Here is a 22,496-nt window from a genome sequence, read left to right as displayed (position 1 = left end):
CTGTGATGCCAACGGCAGGATCAAGGGGAAGGATCAGGGCATGTCAGATTCGGTGCAGGACCCCGACCATGCGCCGTGGCCGTCGCCGCTCTATCGCGACCTCGTCGACGAACTCCGCCGCATCACCCATCGCAGGAAGGGTTTCCACGCCGACGCGGTCCTGGAGGAATCCGCCTTCGCGATCCTGCTGAGGCTCGCCGACGGCCCCCGGACCCTGCGTGACCTCGCCGAGGAACTCGACCTCGATCAGTCGACGGTGAACCGTCAGGTCAATGCCGCCATCAACCACGGCTACATCGAGCGGTATGACGTGGCGGGATCGTTGAGCAAGTTGCTCCGGCCCACCGAGGCGGGGACGAAGGCCTTCCATCACGACGGCATGCTGCGGGTGACGCGGCTCAATCGCGTCTTCGCCGATCTGGAACCGGGCACCCCAGCGGCCCTATTACATGGATTGCGTGCCTATAACGACGCCTATGATCGGGTGCTGGATGCCGAGCGCGATGACCTGGCGCAGCGCACCAGGATTCGACGACAGGGGTGAACGCACGTGGGTACGTATCTGGTGACGGGCGCGGCGTCGGGGATCGGCGCCGCGACGGCAGCCGATCTGCGGTCGCAGGGACACGCGGTGATCGGCGTCGACCGCGATGCCGGTCCGGAACCGGCCTCGCCGGATCAGGGGTGCACGATCATCGCCGATCTGTCCACCGCCGACGGACGCCGATCAGCACTCGATGAACTGGCCGTCGTGCTGGGTGGTGCCGCTCTCGACGGCGCCGTGTTCGCCGCGGGGCTCGGACCCACACGGGGCGCCGAAGATACCATCGCCGCGGTCAACGTCCTCGGCGTCACCGAACTGCTCACCCGGATCCGCCCTGCGCTCGCAGCGGCGGGAAACGCGAAAGTCGTTGTGTTCGGCTCGAACTCGACGACCTCGACGCCGATGGTCTCCGCCCGCACGGTTCGCCGACTGATCCGCGGTGATCTCGACGCCGCCGTGAAACAGATTCGACGACGCGGGGCCGCGTCGGCGGCGATCGCCTACGCCGCGTCGAAGACGGCGGTGACCTGGTGGTCGCGGCAGCAGGCTGTTCGCCCCGAGTGGGCGGGTGCGGGTATCCGGATCAATGTCATCGCTCCGGGGCCGGTGATGACGCCGTTGCTGAGATCCCAACTCGACGGTGCGCAGGGCGGAAATGTCCGCTCGTTCCCGCTCCCGATCCGGGAATACGGTACGCCCGAACAGATCTCGGCCTGGGTGCAGACGATGCTGTCGCCCGCGGCGGACTTCCTGTGCGGGTCGGTGATCACCGTCGACGGCGGCACCGAGGCATTGCTGCGCGGCACCGACTGGCCGCGTCCGCTGCCGCTGCGCAAGATGCCGCTGCTGCTGTGGCGGATGCGTCAGGCCCCGAAGCAGGGTATGGTCGCCACCTACTGAACGGCTGTCGCCACCTACCGAACGGCTACAGTCCCATGCGTTCGAGTGCGTCGTCGAACTCCTCGGCGGCGACCTTCTCGCCCTTCCCGGCGGCGATGGCCTGCTGATAGATCGCGTAGAGTTCCTCGCCGTGACGCTCGAAGCGGCGTGACCATTCCTCGCCGTCACGTCGCCAATAGCCGATGATGTCGTATTGACCTCTGTCCCAACCATATTTGGTACGCAGATGTTTGCGGATGGCGCGCGACGGGGTGGCCTCGGCCGCATACCAGCAGTAGCCGCGGCCGTCGGGGTGAGTGAGTGCGCCGACTGTCTCGGTCAGGCGGCTCTCCCGAAAGCCGTTGCCGCGAGCGATGATCGGGATGATCTCCACTGCGCCGGGGGCTGTGGAGGAGTCGGGATCGGCACGCACATGCGGGGCAAGATACTCCAGATCCTCCACATCGAGGACTTCGACGACGACGATCGCCGCTGTCCCGGTCGGCAATTCGTCGAGGATGCGGGCGAGGGCCGGGAGCCCGGCGAGGTCGGCGACGAGGAGTTGCCAGTCGGTGGTCGGCTCGGGGCGGTACCAACCGCGGGCATGATCGAGGGTGACCTCATCGCCGGGCCGCGCCCGTTGCGCCCACTGCGTCGCCACGCCGTGGGAGTGCACGACGAAGTCGACGGTCATCGTCGACGATGCGTGATCGACCGCCCGCACCGAATAGTTGCGGCCCTCGGGTGCGGTGGATTCGGTGGTCGCCGCGGGAAAGTAGATGCCCACGGCGTCGTCGGCGAGGCCGGGGAGTCCGAGGCCGGGCAGGTCGTCGACGGTGAAGGTGATGCGCCGCAGACGCGGATTGAGATCGGTGGTGTCGGTGACGCGAGCGAGTGAGGATCCCATGGCCCGCCCCACGTTACGGGGAACCGGCCGCCGTTCCCAGGTCCCGCCACCCCGCGAGGACCCTGTGGACGTTCTCTGCTCCGTGGAGGTGTTCGGGCGGAGCAGGGAGATCAGCTGGATAGAGCAGGAACGGGGTGCTCTGCGGTCCGCCCATGCCGCCGTGGGAGCCGACCTGTTCCTCGAATGCGGCGACCTCGTCGGTCTCGGCCCAGTATGCGCTGCTCACCATGATGTCGGCGACGTTGGAGAAACCGTCGGTCCGCCGGATCTTCTCGAGGGCGTCGACGCCGAAGGCGCGCAACGGGTCGTCGCCGGTGACCGTGCCCGACGCGACGTCGACGGTGCCGGCGGGTCCGAGCACGACAGATCTGCCAGAGCCGCCGGAGCCGCCGGGGCCGCCGGAGCCGGGCGCGGCGACGAGCAGGAAGCCGATGCCCGGGTGGGTGCGCAGCGCGTCGAGGAGTCCGGGATGGCGGCCCTCGATGGCATCGGTGTCGGCGCGGCCGGGGAGATCGGGAAAGCTGATCAGGCCGAGGTTGCCGGAACCGAGCACGATGGGTGCGCCGCTCGAGTCGTCGATGGTACGGTCGTCGGTGTCCGAATCATGTTGTCCGACACTGGCGGCGGCGTAGGACTTACCCTCGGAGCCGATCTTGTCGGCGGTGATCGGCGCGGTGTGTCCGGTGAGTCGTGCGACGAGTTCGGGGAGCCCCTCGCCGTAGCGTTGACGGAAGGTGGCGCCCTGACTCTGGCCGTGATCGGAGAGCAGCACGACGCGGTACTCGCGGTCGGCCTGGGCGGCGGTGGCCAGCAGCAACTGCACCGTCTCGTCGACGTGGCTGAGCACGGTAAGGGTTTCCGGGCGGGAGATCCCGGAATGATGAGACACCTCGTCATAGCCGATGAGGTCGACGTAGATGATGCTGCGCCCGGCGATGAGATCGCCGACGACGGCAGCGGTGGTCATGTCGGTGGCGAGCACGGTGGTGAAGGCGCGGACGAGCGGATAGACGCCGCCGCGGTAGACGCGCGGCACGATCCCGCGGCGCCGTTGATGCCAGGCCTGCCGCAGTTCACGCACGATCTCGGCGATCATGCCGACCACCGTGCGCAGGGCGCTCGACGGATCGATGAAGTACGACGTATAGCCGGCGCCGCCACCGAGGCGGGCGCCGCGCATGCGGCTGACGACGAGGACGTTGTCCTCGGCGCCACCGGTGAACAGGTTGCCGCGGCTCGCGCCGTCGATCGCGAGAAGGCCGGGGATATCGGCTCTTTCGAGTTCGCGGTCCTCGTTGCTACGCGGATTGCTGAACACGGCGATCTGCCCGGTGTCCTTGACGTACCAGCGGAAGGCGGGCACATCATGATTGTCGCCGTGGAGGATGCCGAGTTGGGTGGCGCCGGTCTGGCTGCTCCAGTCGGTTTGCCAGGGAACCAGATTGTGCGATTCGCGCACGAGCTTCGCGATGCCGGGGGTCACGCCGTCGGCGATGGCTCGGCGGAGCACCTCGTGACCGAGCCCGTCGATCTGGATGCAGAGCAGACCGGGGGCGGCGGGTGCGCCGTCGGTGCGCCGTCGAAAGCGTTGACGGCGCACCTGCATCACCCGGTAGGCGGTGTTGGAGCGTGCGGCGATCGACGCGCCGACCAACGAACTCACCAGCGACAGGATCGCCGCCATGAGGAACACGCTGGCGGTGTTCTCGACGGTGGCGCGCGGCACGATCGCGATCGTGAGCAGCAGCAGCGCCCCGCCGACCACGAAGTTCAGGATGAACAGCAGCAGCGGCCCGACCCACGCCATCATGCGCAGCAGCACCGGCCACAGCAGCGCGTTGAGCAGCCCGAACACGACGGCGATGGCGAGTGCGGCGGGCAGGGTGGTGAGTTGATCGACACCCCAGTCGACGGGGATGAGTCGCACGCCGTCGATGAAATAGTCGAGGACGAGGAGCGCGAACGCGGAGACGAACCACAATACGAGGAACTCGATGAGGACCCGGACAACGGCCGCGGTGGTGCGCACAGGTCTCCTTCGGGGGGCGTCGTGTTTCTGGGATCGTAGACGGTGAGGGACGGAGGTGGCCGGAATGCGGATGAGGTGGCTGGGGCATGCGTCGACGGTGATCACCGATCGGGAGACGACGGTCCTCACCGATCCGGTGCTGACGATGCGCGTCGCTCATCTCCGACGCCGCCGCGGGGAGGTCCCGTACGGACCCGGCGTGCACGATCCCGACGTCGTACTGCTGTCACACCTACATGCCGATCACACCGACCGCCCGTCGCTGCGCCGGGTGATACCGCGGGCCCCGATCATCGTGCCGCGCGGCGCCCCCGACCGGTTCCCGGCGTTGCGGTCGGTGGGGCACCGGCTGATCGAGGTGAGCGCCGGTGACGAGACACCGATCGGCGGTCTGACGATCCGCGCCGTCCCGGCCGAGCACGACGGCCGACGCTGGCGTTTCGGGCCGCGCATCCCGGATGCGCTCGGCTACCTCGTCTGCGGCGACGTCACGACCTACTTCGCCGGTGACACCGACGTCTACGCGGGCCTCGCCGACTGGGTGCAGCAGCCGGATCTGGCGCTGCTGCCGGTCGGTGGCTGGGGGCCGACGAAGGGCGACGGACACATGGACCCGGCCGGTGCGGTTCAGGCCGCCGCGACGATCGCGGCTCGACGCAGCGTGCCCATCCACTTCGGGACGCTGTGGCCGATCGGGTTGGGGTTCTACCGCAGCGGGTGGTTCTACGATCACGGCGCGCGCTTCGTCGAGCTGGCGCAGCGCGCGGGACTCGACGCCGTGGAGTTACGGCCGGGGGAAGAGATCGAGGTGCGGGGCTAGGGGTGTGCAGCGCACCACTGGTGCTACTGGTGGCTACTGATGCCGTCGACGCAGATGGGGCAGCCGGGTATCGCGCTCGTCGTTCACCCATGCGTAGTAGAAGCCGATGAGGATGCCGCCGCCGACGAGGTTGCCCAGCAGCACGATCCCGAGGTTGCCGAGCGCCGGCCCGACGGGCACACCGGCTTCGAGGCCGACGATGAGGAACAGCACCGTATTGGCGACCGAATGCTCGAAGTCGAGGAACGCGAACACGAAGACGGCGGTGATCATGGTCAGGCATTTGGCGAGATCTTCGTGCAGGAATCCGTTGTACACCAGCAGCATTGCCAGATTGATCATGAAATTGCACAGGATCGCGCGGATGAACAGATCGAGCCAACCGCTGAAACCGGCGGAGAGATAGCCGGTCTTGACGTCGACGGAATGCTGCATGGCGCGCAGCGTGGCGTCGTTGATGAGGGTGGAGCCGCGCAACAGCCCGGCGACGATGAGACCGCCGAGGATGTTGCCGAGATAGCAGAACCCGAGGATGCGTGTCACCAGCATCGGTGTGAGCCGGCGGTAGTAGGTGCCGATCGCGACCATCATCATGTTCGACGTCAGCAGTTCGGATTTCGAGTAGTAGATGAACACCAACGCCCACCCGAAGACGGCCGAGCCCAGCAGTTTGCCGATGACGTGGAACTGCTCGGGCTCGTCGCCGAGGGAGTCGAATGCGGCGATGATCGAATAGTCGATCACGTAGAAGATGCCGATGATGATGCCCGCCATGGTGGCGCGCTGCAGATACCGTCGTCGCATGTGCCCGGTCATCCGCTTCTTGGACTCGAGCACATCGAGGACCGACGAGATGAAGAACCGGCCGGGGAAGAGCTTGGCCGTGTCGAACTCGGGGCTGCTCACCTGTCAACGGTGACACAGCAGCCCCGGTTCGGCGCGCTATTCCTCGACGAACTGCTCGGGAGTCGGGAACGGGATGTCTCGATCGGGTCAGGGCGCGCGCAACTCCAGGATCGTGATCTCCGGAGGCGCCGCGACCCGCACCGGCGGACCCCACGCCCCGGCGCCGCGCGTCGTATAGAGCGTGGTGGCGCCCACCCGATCGAGTCCCTGCACCGACGGCTGCTGCAGCGGCACGAGGTAGCGGATCGGCCACATCTGGCCGCCGTGGGTATGCCCGGACACCTGGAGGTCGACACCGTGATCCGCCGCCTCGATCGCCTGCTTCGGTTCATGCGCGGCGAGCAGGACGAACCGCGACGGATCATGTCCGGCCAGCGCCGCTCTCAGGTCCGGTTCATACGGCGCGGGTGCGGTGCGGTCGTGGATGCCGGCGAGGTCGATGATCGATCCGTTGCGGGTGATCTCGACGCGCTCGTTGCGCAGCGTGCGCACCCCGTGACGTTCCCATTCGTCGAGCCAGTGCCCGCCGTCGTCGGCATAGAACTCGTGATTGCCGCTGACCCCGTACACGCCGAGCGGCGCGGACAGCCCCGCGAGCGGAGCGAGGGTGTCACCGGCGAGTGCGACGGTGCCGTCGGTGAGATCACCCGCGATCACGATGAGGTCGGGTTGTTGGGTAATCGTCTGTTCGACGACGCGGCGGGTGAATCCGGCGCCGCGGACGGGTCCCACATGCAGATCGGAGAGCACCGCCACACGGGCGCCGTCGAATCCGGCCGGCAGCCGGTCGAGGGTGACGGGCACCGTCACGACCCTCGGCGACGCTGCCTCGGTGAGGCCGTAACCGACCGTTGCGAGGGCGACCACGACGACTGCCGCGGTGGCAGTGCGGATCCATCCGAGCCGACGACGACGCCGAAGCAGGCGTGCCAGCAGGCAGGCCACCCCGATGACGGTGATGCCGAGCGCGATGTAGAACACCATCGCGAGCCACGTCATCCCGACGAAGGCCGCCGGGCGCACCCACCGCGGATCGAGCAGACTGCCCGACGCCGCGCCGATCACCGCGAGCGCCCACAGCACGATGAGCGCGACGTCGGCGACGATCGACCACGGACGCGGCATCTCGGTGGCGCGGACCAGACGCCGGTGGAACCAGAACGTGATGAGGCCCAGGACGAATCCGGCGAACAACGAGGTCACGTATTCCACCCTAACGAGCCATCGCGGATGCCTTGCCCGCTCCACTTGGCACTTGATGGACCAAGTGTCTAGTTTCGTCGTGGCGCGGGCCACAGTGGCGTGGAGTCTCCGATGCCGTCACACGACGTGGGGGGATTTCTTCATGACCACATCTCGGCGCAGCTTCCTCAAGGGTGTCTCCGCGGCCGCCGCGGCGGCCGCGCAGTTCGTCGTTCCGGCGACCTCCGGCGCTGCTCCCGCGCGGGTCCGCACCACCCGTGAGGATCACCGCGTGGTGATCATCGGATCGGGTTTCGGTGGCGGCGTGGCGTCCTTACGTCTGGCGCAGGCCGGGGTGGACGTGCTCGTCCTCGAACGCGGCCGCCGGTGGCGAGCGGGTCCCAACTCGACGACGTTCCCGCGGGCGAGCGCGCCGGACAAACGCATCCTGTGGCATGAGTCGACCGGGAATCTGCTGGGTCGTGAACTCAGGGTAGAACCGTACGTCGGTCTCATCGAGGCGGTCGCCGGCGAGAACATGACCGCGCTGTGCCCGGCCGGCGTCGGCGGCGGTTCGCTCGTGTATCAGGGGATGACGCTGCAGCCCGCCGAGCATGTATTCAACACGCATTTCCCCGAGGCGCTGGACTGGCAGACGATGAACCGCGTGCACTATCCGCGGGTCGCACGCATGCTGCAGGTCGCCGTCGCCCCCGACGTGCTGGTGAACACACCGCGCTACGCGGCCGCCCGGGAGTTCGCGAAACGTGTTCGGCGAGCGGGTTTTCCGCTGAGCAAGATTCCCATGCCGATCGACTGGCGCTACGCGATCGCCGAGACCGAGGGCAAGATGCGGGCCGCCTACACCTCCGGTGACGGCGCGATGGGCGTGAACAACGCCGGCAAGCACAGCGTCGACGTCACCTACATCAAGCAGGGTGAGGCGACCGGCCGGGTCACGGTGGCCACCCAGCACAACGTCACCTCCATCGCACGTCGCGGCGACGGACGCTGGACGGTGGAGGTCGACCGCACCGACGAGACCGGCGCCGTCGTGGAGCGCAAGATCCTGACGACGCAGGCGCTGATCCTGTCCGCCGGTAGTGTCAACTCCACAAAACTGCTGCTGCGGGCGCGCGAGCGCGGCACCATCACCGATCTGCCCGACGGCATCGGAAGCAACTGGGGCACCAACGCCGACCGCATCTACGTGTGGTCACGACCCGATCCGGCGTTCGGTCCGCTGCAGGGTGGTCCGGTCGTCTACGGCAGCAAGAACTGGGACGATCCCGAACTCGCCTACACGTTCATCCAGGCATCCATCCCGCCGATGTTGGCCGGCGCCGATCTGCACAGCACCATGCTGGTGGGCTTCGGCGCGAGTCGCGGACGCGGCACCATCGGCTACGACGCCCCCACCGGCCGCGCCATCGTCCGCTGGCCGCGCGAGGGAGATCACGTCGTGCAGAACACCCGTATCCATCCGGCCATCTCGAAGGTTGTCGGCACCGACCTGCTCATCGACACCAATGCCGTGGTGCCGTCGACGTGGCATGCCCTCGGTGGCGCGTCGATGGGGATCGTCTGCGACCTCGACGGGCGAGTGCGCGGACAGCGGGGTCTCTACGTGCTCGACGGTGCGATCATGCCGGGCAACACCGCGGCCTGCAACCCGTCGATGACGATCGCGGCGGTCGCCGAGCGTGCGCTGGATCGGATCGTCGCCACTGACGTGGGTACCGTCATCTGACCAGTGTCCCAGCGGCGGCGCGAACAGTCCGGTCGGCGAGATGGGTGCGTCGAAGGAGCGCGTCCGGTTCCACAGCAGGGAGCCGGAGAGCGGATTGTCCAACGAACAGATTCACCCGATGCGGTCGAGCGCCACGAGCGTGCTGCCGTCCACCGAGACGCCGACGCTACGAGCCGGGTTCGCCGACGGCGGTGACCGGCGCCAGCCATAGTCCGACGAGCGCGTCGACGACGATGTCTCGATACTCGCACCACCCGGGTGCCGCCGAACCGGTCGCGGCCGCATCGTCGAGTGCGCGCTCGAAATCCGCCAACTGCTGAATGATCAGGTGGCGGGTCATGCTGTCGCGCACCGTGATCACCAGGTCGGGCAGCGGTGGCAGCGATGCGTAGAAGCCGTCGAGGATGGTCAGCAGCGGAGCCGAGCGTCCCATCGTGACGTACAGGGTCTGAGCGGCGGTCGGGTCGCCGTCGAGTTGAGCGCAGTACCGCGCGAAGTACGACGGCGCGGTCAGCTCGGCGATGTACTCGAACTGAGGACTCACCAGGCACCGCACCCAGTCGCGGAACTCGGCGGCGTCATCCACCTCATCAACCGCCGCGGTGCGCAGTACCTGAAGCCGCTGATCGTGTGCGTCGAGGATTGCCTCCAGCAGGCCCTGGCGTCCGCCGAAGTGATGTCCGACGGCGTAATTGTTGCCCTGACCGGCTTCTTTACTCACCTGTCGATTGGATACCGCGGAGATGCCGTCGGCCGCGAACAAGCGCTCCGCGGTGCTCATCAGCAACCGTCGGGTCTTCTCTGTCTGGTCGCTCCGCTCGTCGGACATGCCGTTGATGATGCCTTAGGTCGGGGGACTCTCCCTGGTCGGGGGACTACTCGGCGGAGTGGTCGTTCCGGGGGATCGCCGGCGAGAGGACGCCGAGACCCTCGAGATCAAACCCGAAGTGGCGCCGAAGATTTCCTCGAGAATGCCTTGCGCGTCCTGGGCATCAAGCGTTGATATGAGACGACCGCACATACGAAACGGAGATCACCGATGACCACCACCGAACCCGCCAACCGCTGATCGTGCCGGTGTGGGGTGACATCCTCACCGTCGACAGCGTGACGATGGGCGTCAACTACGGACTCAACAAGGTCCGGTTCACCAACCCCGTCCCGGCCGGCGGACGAATCCGCCTGGTGGCGACGCTCAAGTCGGTGGAGCAGCTGCCCAAAGGTGGTGCGCAGGTCACCGTCGACGGCGTCATCGAGCTCGAGGGCAACGATCGACCGGCCGCTGTCGTCGAAGCGGTGTACCGCTACTTCGAGTGAGGCGCCGGGTCGTCGACGGCGGCGCGTAATGCCTGCGTGAACACCTCGACGGGCTGGGCGCCGGAGACGGCGTACTTCCCGCCGAACACGAAGAACGGCACACCGGTGACGCCGATCTCGGTGGCCCGCTGCTCGTCGCGGCGGACGTCGTCGGCGTAGGCGGTCTTGTCGTCGATGGTGCGTCGTACGGTCGCCTCGTCGAGTCCGATGCCGATCGCGATCGCGGCGAGGCGTTCGTCGTTGCCGAAAAGTCGTTCCGAGTCACCGAAATTCGCGTGATACAGCGCGTCGAGCAACTGGTTCTGCTTGTCGTGCTCGGCGGCGAGATGCAGCAGTCGGTGCATGTCGAAGCTGCTGCCGTAATCGCGGCCGGCGGTCTGATAGGGCAGGCCCATCTCGGCGGCCTGCGCCCCGATCCGCTCCTCGTTGGCGGCTGCCTGCTGGGTACTGATGCCGTACTTGTCGGCGATGTATTTGACGACCGGCTCCGACGTCGACGGCGGGATCGTCGGATCGAGCTCGAAGGAGTGATTCACGACGGTCACGTCGTCGTCGAAGGCGGCGAGCGCCTCGGCGAAGCGGGCCTTACCGAGGTAGCAGAACGGGCAGTTGACATCGGCCCAGATGTCGACGGTGATGCTCATGGATCCTTTGTACAGGTGCAGGCGCGGCTGCCGGTTCACGCGTCACCGACGCAGCGTGCGGGCTAGCCGGTGACGATCCCCGCGACCAGGTTGATGGTGGTCGCGAGGATCACCGCGCCGAAGACGTAGGAGAGCAGGCAGTGACGCAGCGCTACCGCGCGGATACGGGAATCCGAGACGCTGGTGTCGGAGACCTGATACGTCATACCGAGGTTATAGCTGAAGTAGAAGAAGTCCCGGAATGCCGGTGTCTCATCGGAATTGAAGTCGATGCCGCCCGGTGTGCCGTCGAAGTAGAGGTAGGCGTAGCGGACCGCGTACATCAGATGCAGGCTGCCCCACGCCGCGAAGACCCCGGCCAACGCGAGTGTCGCGGGCAGCCATCCGGCCGAGGATCCGCCCTCGATGATCAGCGCCACGATCACGCAGAGCGCCGAGAGCGCCGCGACGACCAGCACGAGCTCATCGACCGACGGCCGGAAATCCTCGTGGCCGGCATTGGCGCGGGTGGTCTCGGCGTCCATCGGCCAGAGTGCCAGCCAGCCGGTGATGACGAAGACCGCCCCGGTGACCGCGATGCCGACGAGGACCCCGTACCCGGGGTCGGCCCGCAGGGCGGCGACGAGTGCACCGGCCGCCGCGCCCACCACGAGCGCGATGAGCAAGCGCCGGGCACCGGACACCGGGACGAACGTCATGCGGGTGACGTTACCTGCGCGGGCGTCATGTGGGTGTCACGCGCGGCGATCGTCGTCGACGCCGCCTGCAGCACCAATCCGACGGCGAGGACGGAGAACGCCCAGGTCCACGAGTGTGTCGCGTCGTGGATGGCGCCGACGGCGATGGGCCCCAGCGCGGCCACGACATACCCGACGAACTGCGACATCCCCGACACCTGGCCCGTCTGGGTGGCCGACCGGCTGCGCAGCACCATGAACAGCAGCGCCAGGCTGATCGACGATCCGGGCCCGGCGAGGACGAGCATCGCCCACAGGGCATACCAGGAGTTGGTGGTGAGCAACCCGATCAGGCCGACGGCGTTCACCCCGATCACCACGAAGGTGATCGCGCGCTGATCACGGTAGCGCCCCGCCACGATGGGCACGATCAGCGAGCATAGCAGCGCGGCGACCTGCCCCGCGGCCAGCACCGTGCCGGCCTGCGCGCGCGTGAAACCTTCGTCCATGAGGTAGGCGGGCAGCCAGGCGGAGAAGGTGTAGAAGATCAACGACTGCATCCCCATGAATACGGTGATCGCCCAGGCGACCCGATTGCGCCACAGTGATCCCGGTGAGGTCGGCGTTTCGGGGCGAATCCGGGACAGCTGCGGAATCCACAGCGCAATAGCCAAGAGCGCCAAAAGAATCCACGAGTTGATGGTCAGCCGCCAGTTGTTGCCGAGGGCGTCGTCGAGCGGGGCCGTCACCCCGGCGGCCACCGCGGCGCCTCCCGACAGCGTCATGGAGTAGAGGCCCGTCAGCAGTCCGGAGCGGTGTGCGAAGTCGCGCTTGATGAGGGCCGGCAGCACCACATTGCAGATGCCGATCGCCGCGCCGACGAGCGCAGATCCGACGAAGAGGGTCACCGCGCTCGGCAGCCACCGCAACGCCATGGCCCCGACCAGCAGGATCAGCGAACCGAAGATGGTGCGCTCGATGCCGAACCGGGCGGCCAGACGCGGCGCGATCGGAGCGGTCAGACCGAAGAACAGCACGGGCAGGGTGGTGAGCAAACCCGCTGTGGCGCTGGAGAATTGCTCGTCGGCGGCGATCTCGTCGATCAGTGGTGCCACGGTGACGACGGCGGGTCGTAAGTTGGCTGCTACCACCATGATTGAGATCGCGGTGAATACCGTGAGGTACGTTGCGGTCTGTGTGTTTTTCATCGATGCCCATCGTAGGCGGGGCGCCGAGACGGTCGGGTTGTCACACAGTGATGCCGTAGCTCTTGATCTTGCGGTACAGACTGCTTCGCGAGATGCCGACGTGCGCGGCCGCGGCGACCCGGTTGCCGTCGTTTGCCTGCAGCGCGGCGATGAGTGTGTCGCGCTCGGCGATCTCGATCGGTGACAGACGGTGGTGATTGGCCGTGGTCTGGCAGTAGCGGGGGAGATCGTCCACCTGGATCTCGCCCACGGGTCGCGCCTTGAGGGCGTGGCCGAGCGCCTCACGCAACTGGGTGACATTGCGGGGCCAGGAGTACGCGGCGATCATCCGCAGCGCGGCCGGCGCCAGCCGGACGTGACGGTGCGGCGCGACGTCGGCGACGATGCGCCCGATGATGTGTTCGAGGTCCTCGGTCCGATGCCGCAGCGGCGGCACCGCGACCGAGGCGCGGAAGCAGCAGAGCACCTCCGATGCGTGCATCTCGTCGGGTGAACAGACGGTGGCCACCACCGACACCGGGGTGGAACTCAGTTCGGCGGCGTCGAGCACCCTGCCGAGATTGGCCACGCCGTCGGGGCCCAGCTGATCGATGTCGCGGATGATGATCAGAGTCGGGGCGTTGGGTTGATCGATCAGTGCAGGGGCGTCGATGTCGACTCCCGACTCGAGTTGGGTGGCGTCGATGGAGACACTGCGGGCGCGGGGATGATCGGCGTGGAACAACTCGACGGCGAGGGTGAATCTGCCCGATCCGGTCTCGCCGAAGACGAGTGTGGGATCGCCGGCGCGCATCGCGGCGCGCAGGTCGCGACAGGCCCGCGCCCACGCCGGCGAGATACCCCCGACGATCGGGGTGCGTCGACCGCGGCGCAGATCGGTGACGATCGACGTCGTTCGGGCGTTGGTCACCGAGACGTCCGGAAGTACTTCGTCGTCGAATCCCCGATCATTCGGCAGATCGTCGGAAAGGGACTGTGGTGCAACGGGTTCGGCGATGACGACGATGCCCGCGGTGACTCCGGCGCTGACGATGCGGGTGCCGTGCATGCGCACCTCGCGACCCGATGACAGCGTGACGGTATCCGAGGCACGGTCGCGACGCTGCATCAGGAACGTCGCGTGGTCACGGATGGCTGTCTGCTCGTCCTGACTGAACAGTGTCTGTGCTGCGGCGTTGGCCATGACGACCGCGCGGGCGTAGCCGAAGACCGCATGCTTGCTGCAGCGGGCGTCGGCCTTGAGGTAGGTGTTGAACAGCACCTGCTGCGCCTGGCTGCGGTCGAGCAGCAGGTTGTTGGCGATGTCCTTGGCCGCCGACTTCACCAGCGTGTGCATGATCGGACTCCACGACTTCGCGACGGTCGAGACATCGAGGATGCCCTCGACCTTGCCGGTGATCGGGTCGACGACGGGCGCCGCGGTGCACGCGAACTGCTGGAGATACTCGGAGTAATGCTCGGGGCCGACGACCGAGACCGCCTGCCCGGACTCGATGACGGTGCCGACGCCATTGGTTCCGATCGTGTCCTCCTGGTACGCATACCCGGGTGCGAAGGAGACGCGATCGAGGAGCCGTCCGAGGCCGGACGAGATGTCGATCCGCTCGATGAGTCGTGCCTTGTTGTCCGTCAGTGCGATCGACAGCGCCGTGTCCGAGATGTCGGAGCCCAGCTGATCGATGACCGGCCGGGCGCAGCGCACCAGGCGTGACGCGGTGTCGACGGTGCCGGAGTAATCCGCGGATGCCCGCTCGGCGTCAACGCCTGCCGACTTGCTGCGTTCCCAGGAGGCGGCGACGAGGTCGGAGATCCCGGCCGCGCCGGGGCGCCCGTTCTCGAGGAAGTCGGCACGCGCTGCCGCGACCCGTCGGTGACGGTTGCTCGGGTCTGTCGCCAACGACATCCAAACCTCCTGTGATCTGGGACACGTTATCCATGGTGCCGTGTCCCGCGGACGTGTTCCACCCCCGCGGGGGGTTCCCAAACGGGGAACCCCCCGCAACCGGTGGTGAGCTCCGAAAACGAGCCACCAACTTCTGACGCCCCCCCCCCTTGCCTTCCTCCCCCTCCCTCCTTTCTCCCCCCCCCCCCCTCCCCCCCCCCCCCCCCCCCCCCCCCCCGCAGCCGGTGCGGATCTCAGAACGTGATCAACGGCTTGATGACGCCGCCCTCCTTGGCCTTCATGAGCCGGAAGGCCTCGCTGACCTCGCTGAACGGGAGGGTGTGGGTGGTGACGCCGGCGTCGACTGTCCCAAGTTGGGACACGCCAAAGGTCTTGGGACACCGCAACACTGGTGACCGCAGTGATGCCAGTCACATGCGTTGCGGACACGGAGGATTTCTCATGGCAGACACACAGTTGGACGCCCTCATCATCGGAGCAGGCGTCTCCGGGCTCTATCAGCTGCACCAGTTGCGCGAGTTGGGGCTGAACGTCAAGGCGTTCGACGCGGCGTCGGACGTCGGCGGGACCTGGTACTGGAACCGCTACCCGGGGGCCAAGTTCGATTCGGAGGCCTACATCTACCAGTATCTGTTCGACGAGAACCTCTACAAAGACTGGAGTTGGAGCGAACGGTTCCCCGGGCAGGAGGAGATCGAGCAGTGGCTGCACTACGTGGCCGACGCGTGGACCTGCGTCGCGACATCCGGTTCAACACCGCCATCGCGAGCGCGACCTTCGATGAGGACACCAACCGCTGGCTGGTGACCACCGACTCCGGCGAGACCATCGACACCCAGTTCGTGGTGGCGTGCACCGGCATGCTGAGTGCGCCGATGGCCGACATCTTCCCCGGTCAGAGCGACTTCGCCGGCGAGATCATGCACACCGCGCGCTGGCCAAGGGGTGGTGTGGACCTGGCCGGCAAGCGGGTCGGTGTCATCGGCAACGGTGCCACCGGCATCCAGGTCATCCAGACCATCGCCGACACGGTCGATCAGCTCAAGGTCTTCATCCGGACCCCGCAGTACGCGCTGCCGATGAAGAATCCGAGCTACGACGACTCGAACGTCGATTGGTACAAGGGGCGGTTCGAGGAGTTCCAGCAGAACCTGCCGCACACCTTCACCGGATTCGAGTACGACTTCGAGGTGGAATGGGCCGACCTGACACCCGAACAACGGCGCGCGCGGCTCGAGGAGTGCTACGAGGACGGCTCTCTGAAGCTGTGGTTGGCGTCGTTCGCCGAGATCTTCTCCGACGAACAGGTCAGCGAAGAGGTGTCGGAGTTCGTCCGGGAGAAGATGCGGGCGCGGCTCAAGGACCCGGAACTGTGCAAGATCCTCATCCCGGAGGATTACGGTTTCGGCACTCACCGGGTGCCGCTGGAGACCAACTACCTCGAGGTGTATCACCAGCCGAATGTCGAGGCGGTCCCGGTGAAGGACAATCCGATCGCGCGGATCGTGCCCGAGGGCATCGTCCTGCAGGACGGCACCCTCTACGAACTCGACGTGATCATCATGGCCACCGGATTCGACGCCGGCACAGGCGCTTTGACGCGTATCGACATCACCGGGCGCGACGGGCACACGCTGCGCGAGGACTGGGGACGTGACATCCGCACGACGATGGGTCTCATGGTGCACGGATACCCGAACCTGCTGACCACCGGCGCGCCGCTCGCGCCGTCGGCGGCGCTGTGCAACATGACGACCTGCCTGCAGCAGCAGACGGAATGGATCACCGGTGCCATCGACTATGTACGGGATCACGGCAAAACGGTGATCGAACCAACGCTGGCGGGTCAGGATGAATGGGTGGCCCACCACGACGAACTCGCGAACGAGAACCTGATCTCCAAGACACGGTCCTGGTACACCGGCTCCAATGTCGAAGGCAAGCCGTTCCGAGTGCTCTCCTACGTCGGCGGTGTGGGGGCATACCGCGATCTCACAACGGAAGCAGCCGAGGCCGGCTACAAGGGCTTCACCGTCCACTGATCTGTCCACCAACCCTTTCCACCGAAGGACGAGAACATGACAAGCAGTACAAGCTCACGAGTCGACGTCGCGGGATTCTCCGCGGCCGCCGACGCGATCCTCGCCGCCGCGGTGACCGGCCCCGCCAGGGTGCCCGAGGTCGTCGCGATGGTCACCGACCGGCACGGCAACATCTATGAGGGCGCGGCGGGACAGCGTCGCATCGACGGAACGGCGGCGGCATCGGTCGACGACGCCTTCGCGATCTTCTCGACGACCAAGGCGTTCACCGCCACCGCAGCGCTCCAACTCGTCGAAGAAGGCGTCCTCGATCTGGACGCACCGGCCAAGAACTATGCACCGGAGATCGGCGAGCTGCAGGTCCTCGACGGGTTCGACGGTGCGGGCAACCCGATCCTGCGGGCGCCGAAGACCGACGTCACCACACGTCAACTCCTCACTCACACAGGCGGATTCGGATACGACTTCTTCAGCGAGGAGTACAACCGCCTCGCCGAGGAGCACGGTCAGCCGAGTGTCACGACGTCGTCGAAGGCCTCGCTGACCACTCCGCTGCTGTTCGATCCCGGTGAGCGCTGGCAGTACGGCTCGAATATCGACTGGGTCGGGCAGGTGGTGGAGGGACTGCGTGGCAAGCGACTCGGTGAGGTGTTTGCCGAGCGGATCTTTGCGCCGCTGGGCATCACGTCGATGACCTTCTCGCTCAATGACGAGCTGCGCTCACGGCTCGCCGAGATCCACGCACGTAACGCCGACGGCTCGCTGACGCCGATGGATCTCGAACTGCCGTCGCCGCCCGAGGTCGACATGGGCGGGCACGGGCTCTACGGGACGGTCGGTGACTACATGAAGTTCATCCGCATGTGGCTCAACGACGGCGAGGGTGTGAACGGCCGTGTGCTGCAGGCGGATACGGTCGAGATGGCCGTCGCGAATCACCTCGGTGATCTGCCGGTGACCGGCCTCCCGGGCGTGATCACCGCCCTGTCCAACGACGCCGAGTTCTTCCCCGGTCAGTCGAAGTCGTGGTCGCTCGCGTTCATGATCAACAACGAGCAGGCCCCGACCGGACGCCCCGCCGGCGAATCCGGCTGGGCGGGTCTGGCGAACCTCTTCTACTGGATCGACCGGTCCAACGGGTACGGCGGCTACTGGGCGACCCAGATCCTGCCGTTCGGTGATCCGACGTCGTTCGTCAAGTACATGGAGTTCGAGACCGCCTTCTACGACGCCCTCGGGAAGTGATGTGCCGATGAACAGCGTCGTCGTACTGTATGGCGAGCCGGCCGATCCGGCCGCATTCTTGTCCTACTATCGCGAAACCCACGCACCGCTCGCCGCGAAGGTACCCGGCCTGCGGCAGTACACCCACGGGCGGTGTTCGGCACTCGAAGGGGCGCCGGTGCATCACTACTTCGCGCGGCTCGTCTTCGACTCCGCCGATGACCGTGCCGCCGCGTTGGGATCGGCGGAAATGGGTGCAGCCGTGCAGGATGTGCCGAACTTCGCGAGTGGCGGGGCGTCGATCGTCCTCGTCGACGAGGAATCAGCGCTCTAGCTCGCGGTAGTTCCCGGAACGGGGAGAGTGGCCGGTGCATTGTGATGCACCGGTCACTCTGCGCATGATGAGGTATGACATCAACCAAGCGAACCATCGTCATCACCGGCGCCAGCGACGGGATCGGTGCGGTCGCGGCCCGCGAACTGGCCGGGCCGGATACCGACCTGATCATCGTCGGGCGCTCGGCGAGCAAGACCAAGGCGGTCGCCGACGAGGTCGGCGCAACCTACTTCACCGCGGACTACGCGACACTCGACGACGTACGTGCGTTGGCGGATCAGATCGCCGGGCGGGTGGAGTCGATCGACGTGTTGCTGAACAATGCCGGCGGTACCTTCAACCCGAAGAAGCGCACGGCCGACGGGCACGAGCCAAACTTCCAGATCAATCACCTCGGCGGCTTCCTGCTGACCAATCTGCTGCGCGAGAAGCTCGCGGCGAACGGTGGTGCGCTGGTGGTGAATACGTCGAGCATCGGCAACCTGGCGGGCAGCGTCGATCTCGATGATCTGGACTTCGAGCGGCGTCGTGCGTTGGAGTTGCGCTGCTACGGCACCGGCAAGCTGCAGGACATCCTGTTCACCCGCGGTATCGCGCAACGCTGGTCCGACGATGGAATAGTCTCGGCCGCAGTGCATCCCGGACCGGCTGCGACGAAGTTCGGCCGGGACTCCCGGTTCGTCGGTTTGCTGTACCGCACACCGCTCAAACGGTTGGGCACCATCACGCCCGAGAAGGGTGCGGCACCACTCGTGGCGTTGGCGCGGCGGGGTGCGGACCCGGCCATCAACGGGGTGTACTTCAGCCGATTCACAGAGAACGGACGGGAGAATCCGCAGGCGAGCAAGCAGGACCTGATCGACGGATTGTGGCAGGCGTCGGAGCGGTTGGTCGGCATCGGGTGAGGCACGCCGATGGGATCGGATCCGGCTCGGCAGAACCGGCTATGCGATCGGAGTCCCATCCCATGACACGTCGAAAAACTGTGCGGCCATGAGTTCCTCGCGTGTGTTGCGGTCGATGCCGAGTTCCTTGCGATAGTGCAGCACATGCTGCAGCGACAGCGCCGAGTAGAGCAGCGGTAGCGGATCGCCCGGCTGAATGTAGACACCGCCGGCACCGTGCGCGGCCTTGAGATCGGCAAGTGCCTTGCCCGGATGGCGCACGATGTCGCGCAGCACCGCAGCCTTGATCGCCTTCTTCCGCCCCGGCGGGACGACGACCAAGCCCTGCGGCGCGAACAGTGCGGTGTCGAACTCCGCGGCGGTGGCGACCGTGCAACCCGCCGTCGGACGTGGATTGCACTCGACCATGTGATGTATGCCGTCGTCGGTGACGAGATAGTCGAAGCTGAGCTGACCGTGCCAGTTCAGTTCCGCGGCAACACGTTGCGCGGTCTCCAGGGATTCGGGGGAGTCGACCGACTCGAAGACGATGCCACCCCGGTCGTCGATGGTGAGGGGATGCTCGTAACACGAATGCAGGACGACGTCGCCGTGGTGCACGACGCTCCAACTGCAGCGGTCGACGCCGCGCAGGTACTCCTGGACGAGCCACGGTTCATCGGAGTACCGCGGTGCGGGTACGTGCAGTTCGTCCGCCCGGCCGTGCGTTGCGAGTGGGTGCCACCTCATCAGTATGAATGCCGGTCTGCGCCCATCCGAACCGACCGGTTTGTGATGGAGGTGCCTACTGGTGGCGTACCTGGGTGCCGTGCTCTGAATGCTGGGCCTGGCGACCTGAGCCGCCCAGGCTCAACTACAGCGACACGCACGAGCCCCTGACACGTGCGGACTGATTCCTCGTCCTCGAAGGGCCTCTGAGTCAGGATCTCGCGGGGGCTCTAAGGCTTTCTCCAATTCCGCTGAAATCATCTCGTCCGTAACGTCCGACGCAACGGACGACCGTACTGGTCGTGCCCGAGACGTGAAGGAGAGTTGAATGTCGAGGACGCCTACGGTTGCTCAGTTGGTTGCACGCATCGACGTGTTGGAGGCCGAGGCCGACATCCGTCGTCTGCAGTCCCGCTACATGTTTCTTTGCGACACACCATGCCCCGAGTTTGGTGTCACCAACGACGACGAGCGGATCGAGTTGATCCTTGAGCTCTACACCGAGGATGCGGTCTGGGAGGGTGTGGGGGAGTACTACACCAACCAGTTCGGCCGACTCGAGGGCAAACAGGCTCTGCGGCAACACTTCCAACGGTTCTGGGGTGAGAAGCGTGATCCCGAACTGTTGTTGAATGCGCACTACCTGACCGCCGAACAGATTCATGTCACCGGAGATGAGGCAACGGCCCAGTGGATCCATATGCAGCCGTGGCTGTTCGGCGACGGCACCGCACTGCTCCGGTCCAGTCGGCTCAACAATGCGTTCCGTCGAGTCGACGGGCAGTGGTTGATCGCGCGCACACGCACCGAGAATGTGTTTGTGGCGCCCTTACCGAGCACGTTTGCCGACGCGTTCCCGTCGACGTCGGTGCTGATGGCTCCCTGATCGATTCTGGCGCAGCCGGATTGCGCTTGACGGTAAAGGAATCCCGTACCTGGCGGGGGGCCATTGCTGATTTCGCGCGCCGGTGGGCGCTTCTAGAGTGACTGGCAAGCAGCAATCGATCTCAGCCTGTCGATCGCGGTACCCGGTCCGAGTCATCGACCAGCCCCGAACACCCTTGGAGTACGCAATGACCATCGAGTTCACCCCCGACAACATCTACGACCTGGCGCCGTCCGATCTGGTTCAAGCGGATCGGGTTGCCGGCCGGATGTACACCGATCCGGAGATCTTCGAGCGCGAGATGTCCGACATCTTCGAACGCACCTGGATCTGGGTCGCCCACGAGAGTGAGATCCCCGAGGCCGGCAACTTCAAGAGCACCCATGTCGGCCGTCAACCGGTCATCGTCACCCGTGACCGTAAGGGCAACATCCACACATTGCTCAATCGGTGCCGGCACCGCGGAGCGAGCGTGTGCGAACAGCGGACCGGCAAGGCCAACGGGTTTACCTGCCCCTACCACGCGTGGTCATACAGCCTGGAGGGCAAGCTCCGAGGCATCCCTTATCCGGAGGGCTACGAGGGAGTGATGACCAAGGAGGGCATGGGGCTGCGCAAGGTCCGCACCGAATCCTACGGCGGAATGGTCTTCGCCAACTTCGACGAGAACGCTGAAAGCCTCGAAGAGTTCCTCGGTGACGCCCGGATGTGGATCGACCGGTTCTTCAAGCAGGGCGGCGGATACCCGCTCAAGGTGCTCGGTACGCATCGGTTCAAGTTCCACGGCAACTGGAAGATCCAGTTGGAGAACACCACCGACGGCTACCATTTTCCGATCGTGCATCGGTCCTGGATGGCCTCGGTCGACGCCGAGACCGCGGACATGATGAGCTTCATGAACGACCCAGCCGCCACCACCCACGACCTTGGGAATGGTCACTCGGTGATGCAGATGGTTCCCGAACACTCCGACCTCGACGACGACGACGGCACCGAGCCGCTGCAGGAACACTTCAATGATCTTGTCGCGGAACTCAAGTCACGGGGACTGTCGGACACGGAGGTTCGTAAGGTCGTCCGCGCGATGCACGGAACCGGATTCAATCTCAACCTGTTCCCGAATGTGTCGATGTCGATCTCGTTCTTCCGTGTACTGCGCCCGATCTCGGTTGACGAAACCTACATCGAGCATGTCGCGCTCGGCCTTGACGGGCCGGCGGAGATCGTCGACCCGGTCAATCGTCAGCGACTGCGCGTTCACGAGCATTTTCAGGGGCCGTTCGGCTTCGGCACGCCCGACGACGCCGAGGGCTGGGACCGTGTCCAGCGCGGCGCTGTCGGTGGCCCCGACCTACCGATCATGGTCAACCGCGGCATCGGTCGCGAGAAGCCCGAACAGGGTTGGCCCACCTCGCATGTCACCGACGAGACCGGCATGCGGTCCGCCTACGCCAAGTGGAAGGAGATGATGAGCGATGTCTGAGGCCACCGTGGCGACCGCCGCTCGCAAACCGAAGCCAGGTGCCTGGGCCACTGAGCCTCCCCAGTTTGAGTGGACACCTGAGATAGCGGGACGAAGGGTCCTGCTGGAAGGATGTCTACATGTCCAGGGCTCGTCGGTCGTTTAC

General features: G+C 66.1%; 22 protein-coding genes and 1 pseudogene. 12 read left to right on the top strand and 11 right to left on the bottom strand.

The genetic code is table 11. The features are described 5' to 3' along the window. The first annotated feature begins 40 nt into the window (after positions 1-40). Positions 41-544, top strand: a complete 504-nt coding sequence (locus ACZ4TW_RS22605) for a MarR family winged helix-turn-helix transcriptional regulator (RefSeq protein WP_465546609.1) — start codon at positions 41-43, stop codon at positions 542-544. 6 nt (positions 545-550) lie between these two features. After that, positions 551-1,444, top strand: a complete 894-nt coding sequence (locus tag ACZ4TW_RS22600; protein ID WP_465546607.1) for an SDR family oxidoreductase — start codon at positions 551-553, stop codon at positions 1,442-1,444. A 25-nt stretch (positions 1,445-1,469) separates the two neighbouring features. Here ACZ4TW_RS22600 and ACZ4TW_RS22595 read toward each other — a convergent pair whose 3' ends face one another. Continuing rightward, on the bottom strand, positions 1,470-2,330 hold the full coding sequence (locus tag ACZ4TW_RS22595) for a siderophore-interacting protein (RefSeq protein ID WP_465546605.1): 861 nt from the start codon (positions 2,328-2,330) through the stop codon (positions 1,470-1,472). A gap of 13 nt (positions 2,331-2,343) precedes the next feature. After that, complete coding sequence (locus ACZ4TW_RS22590) at positions 2,344-4,359, bottom strand: alkaline phosphatase family protein (RefSeq protein WP_465546603.1); 2,016 nt, start codon at positions 4,357-4,359, stop codon at positions 2,344-2,346. Between the two features lie 64 nt (positions 4,360-4,423). Here ACZ4TW_RS22590 and ACZ4TW_RS22585 point away from each other — a divergent pair, with 64 nt between their 5' ends. After that, the gene (locus ACZ4TW_RS22585) at positions 4,424-5,179 is read left to right on the top strand and encodes an MBL fold metallo-hydrolase (RefSeq protein WP_465546601.1); all 756 of its coding nucleotides are present in this window, start codon (positions 4,424-4,426) and stop codon (positions 5,177-5,179) included. Positions 5,180-5,212: 33 nt separating this feature from the next. On the opposite strand, the gene ACZ4TW_RS22580 is transcribed toward ACZ4TW_RS22585, so the two are convergent. Both ACZ4TW_RS22580 and ACZ4TW_RS22575 read right to left on the bottom strand, forming a co-directional pair. Then, the gene (locus tag ACZ4TW_RS22580) at positions 5,213-6,085 is read right to left on the bottom strand and encodes a formate/nitrite transporter family protein (protein ID WP_465546599.1); all 873 of its coding nucleotides are present in this window, start codon (positions 6,083-6,085) and stop codon (positions 5,213-5,215) included. Between the two features lie 87 nt (positions 6,086-6,172). Continuing rightward, positions 6,173-7,288 (bottom strand): metallophosphoesterase, encoded by a 1,116-nt coding sequence (locus tag ACZ4TW_RS22575; protein ID WP_465546597.1) that lies wholly within the window; start codon positions 7,286-7,288, stop codon positions 6,173-6,175. 142 nt (positions 7,289-7,430) lie between these two features. On the opposite strand from ACZ4TW_RS22575, the gene ACZ4TW_RS22570 reads away from it, so the two are divergent. Then, positions 7,431-9,017, top strand: a complete 1,587-nt coding sequence (locus ACZ4TW_RS22570; protein WP_465546595.1) for a GMC oxidoreductase — start codon at positions 7,431-7,433, stop codon at positions 9,015-9,017. Positions 9,018-9,183: 166 nt separating this feature from the next. Here ACZ4TW_RS22570 and ACZ4TW_RS22565 read toward each other — a convergent pair whose 3' ends face one another. Continuing rightward, positions 9,184-9,846 (bottom strand): TetR/AcrR family transcriptional regulator, encoded by a 663-nt coding sequence (locus tag ACZ4TW_RS22565; RefSeq protein WP_465546593.1) that lies wholly within the window; start codon positions 9,844-9,846, stop codon positions 9,184-9,186. A gap of 236 nt (positions 9,847-10,082) precedes the next feature. Here ACZ4TW_RS22565 and ACZ4TW_RS22560 point away from each other — a divergent pair. Then, positions 10,083-10,334, top strand: a pseudogene (locus ACZ4TW_RS22560) (hotdog family protein); the annotation flags it as partial. On the opposite strand, the gene ACZ4TW_RS22555 reads toward ACZ4TW_RS22560, so the two are convergent. From ACZ4TW_RS22555 to ACZ4TW_RS22535, 5 genes are all read right to left on the bottom strand, one after another. Beyond that, entirely contained in the window at positions 10,322-10,978 is a 657-nt protein-coding gene (locus ACZ4TW_RS22555; protein WP_465546591.1) for a DsbA family oxidoreductase, read from the bottom strand. The pseudogene ACZ4TW_RS22560 and the gene ACZ4TW_RS22555 overlap by 13 nt on opposite strands. A 62-nt stretch (positions 10,979-11,040) precedes the next feature. Further along, positions 11,041-11,676 carry a DUF1345 domain-containing protein gene (locus ACZ4TW_RS22550; protein ID WP_465546589.1) on the bottom strand — a complete coding sequence of 212 codons (636 nt, stop codon included), beginning with the start codon at positions 11,674-11,676 and terminating at the stop codon, positions 11,041-11,043. Continuing rightward, complete coding sequence (locus ACZ4TW_RS22545; protein ID WP_465546587.1) at positions 11,673-12,863, bottom strand: CynX/NimT family MFS transporter; 1,191 nt, start codon at positions 12,861-12,863, stop codon at positions 11,673-11,675. Before ACZ4TW_RS22545 ends, ACZ4TW_RS22550 begins: the two co-directional genes overlap by 4 nt. A gap of 40 nt (positions 12,864-12,903) precedes the next feature. After that, positions 12,904-14,766, bottom strand: coding sequence for a sigma-54-dependent Fis family transcriptional regulator (locus ACZ4TW_RS22540; protein ID WP_465546585.1), 1,863 nt, complete (start codon positions 14,764-14,766; stop codon positions 12,904-12,906). A 233-nt stretch (positions 14,767-14,999) separates the two neighbouring features. Continuing rightward, positions 15,000-15,128, bottom strand: a complete 129-nt coding sequence (locus tag ACZ4TW_RS22535; RefSeq protein ID WP_465546583.1) for a hypothetical protein — start codon at positions 15,126-15,128, stop codon at positions 15,000-15,002. 79 nt (positions 15,129-15,207) lie between these two features. On the opposite strand from ACZ4TW_RS22535, the gene ACZ4TW_RS22530 reads away from it, so the two are divergent. The 5 genes from ACZ4TW_RS22530 to ACZ4TW_RS22510 all read left to right on the top strand — a co-directional run bounded on the left by ACZ4TW_RS22530 (position 15,208) and on the right by ACZ4TW_RS22510 (position 19,274). After that, the gene (locus ACZ4TW_RS22530; RefSeq protein WP_465546581.1) at positions 15,208-15,573 is read left to right on the top strand and encodes an NAD(P)-binding protein; all 366 of its coding nucleotides are present in this window, start codon (positions 15,208-15,210) and stop codon (positions 15,571-15,573) included. Further along, a complete protein-coding gene (locus ACZ4TW_RS22525) occupies positions 15,492-16,808 on the top strand; it encodes a flavin-containing monooxygenase (RefSeq protein ID WP_465546579.1) in 1,317 nt (438 codons plus the stop codon). Before ACZ4TW_RS22530 ends, ACZ4TW_RS22525 begins: the two co-directional genes overlap by 82 nt. Positions 16,809-16,844: 36 nt before the next feature. Next, positions 16,845-18,053: a methyl acetate hydrolase AcmB gene (acmB, locus tag ACZ4TW_RS22520; protein WP_465546577.1), complete on the top strand. Its 1,209-nt coding sequence runs from the start codon at positions 16,845-16,847 to the stop codon at positions 18,051-18,053. Between the two features lie 7 nt (positions 18,054-18,060). Further along, positions 18,061-18,366 carry an EthD family reductase gene (locus ACZ4TW_RS22515; RefSeq protein ID WP_465546575.1) on the top strand — a complete coding sequence of 102 codons (306 nt, stop codon included), beginning with the start codon at positions 18,061-18,063 and terminating at the stop codon, positions 18,364-18,366. A 74-nt stretch (positions 18,367-18,440) separates the two neighbouring features. Next, a complete protein-coding gene (locus tag ACZ4TW_RS22510; RefSeq protein WP_465546572.1) occupies positions 18,441-19,274 on the top strand; it encodes an SDR family NAD(P)-dependent oxidoreductase in 834 nt (277 codons plus the stop codon). Between the two features lie 39 nt (positions 19,275-19,313). Here ACZ4TW_RS22510 and ACZ4TW_RS22505 read toward each other — a convergent pair whose 3' ends face one another. Continuing rightward, on the bottom strand, positions 19,314-19,874 hold the full coding sequence (locus ACZ4TW_RS22505; protein ID WP_465546570.1) for an ATP-grasp domain-containing protein: 561 nt from the start codon (positions 19,872-19,874) through the stop codon (positions 19,314-19,316). 463 nt (positions 19,875-20,337) lie between these two features. Between ACZ4TW_RS22505 and ACZ4TW_RS22500 the strand changes: the two genes are divergently transcribed. Together ACZ4TW_RS22500 and ACZ4TW_RS22495 are read left to right on the top strand one after the other, a co-directional pair. Beyond that, entirely contained in the window at positions 20,338-20,868 is a 531-nt protein-coding gene (locus tag ACZ4TW_RS22500) for a nuclear transport factor 2 family protein (protein ID WP_465546568.1), read from the top strand. Positions 20,869-21,055: 187 nt separating this feature from the next. After that, on the top strand, positions 21,056-22,351 hold the full coding sequence (locus ACZ4TW_RS22495; protein ID WP_465546566.1) for an aromatic ring-hydroxylating oxygenase subunit alpha: 1,296 nt from the start codon (positions 21,056-21,058) through the stop codon (positions 22,349-22,351). The last annotated feature ends 145 nt before the right edge of the window (positions 22,352-22,496 follow it).

It is taken from the genome of Agromyces sp. NPDC029043 (assembly GCF_055564615.1).
The sequence above is the reverse complement of the archived record's forward strand: the minus strand, read 5'-3'. Positions and strand labels throughout refer to the sequence as shown.

Excerpts from the sequence above, each read along its gene's own strand:
- ACZ4TW_RS22605 (WP_465546609.1), top strand. The coding sequence starts at position 41 with ATGTCAGATTCGGTGCAGGACCCCGACCATGCGCCGTGGCCGTCGCCG.
- ACZ4TW_RS22595 (WP_465546605.1), bottom strand. The coding sequence starts at position 2,330 with ATGGGATCCTCACTCGCTCGCGTCACCGACACCACCGATCTCAATCCG.
- ACZ4TW_RS22585 (WP_465546601.1), top strand. The coding sequence starts at position 4,424 with ATGCGGATGAGGTGGCTGGGGCATGCGTCGACGGTGATCACCGATCGG.
- ACZ4TW_RS22570 (WP_465546595.1), top strand. The coding sequence starts at position 7,431 with ATGACCACATCTCGGCGCAGCTTCCTCAAGGGTGTCTCCGCGGCCGCC.
- ACZ4TW_RS22565 (WP_465546593.1), bottom strand. The coding sequence starts at position 9,846 with ATGTCCGACGAGCGGAGCGACCAGACAGAGAAGACCCGACGGTTGCTG.
- ACZ4TW_RS22555 (WP_465546591.1), bottom strand. The coding sequence starts at position 10,978 with ATGAGCATCACCGTCGACATCTGGGCCGATGTCAACTGCCCGTTCTGC.
- ACZ4TW_RS22550 (WP_465546589.1), bottom strand. The coding sequence starts at position 11,676 with ATGACGTTCGTCCCGGTGTCCGGTGCCCGGCGCTTGCTCATCGCGCTC.
- ACZ4TW_RS22545 (WP_465546587.1), bottom strand. The coding sequence starts at position 12,863 with ATGAAAAACACACAGACCGCAACGTACCTCACGGTATTCACCGCGATC.
- ACZ4TW_RS22540 (WP_465546585.1), bottom strand. The coding sequence starts at position 14,766 with ATGTCGTTGGCGACAGACCCGAGCAACCGTCACCGACGGGTCGCGGCA.
- ACZ4TW_RS22530 (WP_465546581.1), top strand. The coding sequence starts at position 15,208 with ATGGCAGACACACAGTTGGACGCCCTCATCATCGGAGCAGGCGTCTCC.
- acmB (WP_465546577.1), top strand. The coding sequence starts at position 16,845 with ATGACAAGCAGTACAAGCTCACGAGTCGACGTCGCGGGATTCTCCGCG.
- ACZ4TW_RS22515 (WP_465546575.1), top strand. The coding sequence starts at position 18,061 with ATGAACAGCGTCGTCGTACTGTATGGCGAGCCGGCCGATCCGGCCGCA.
- ACZ4TW_RS22510 (WP_465546572.1), top strand. The coding sequence starts at position 18,441 with ATGACATCAACCAAGCGAACCATCGTCATCACCGGCGCCAGCGACGGG.
- ACZ4TW_RS22495 (WP_465546566.1), top strand. The coding sequence starts at position 21,056 with ATGACCATCGAGTTCACCCCCGACAACATCTACGACCTGGCGCCGTCC.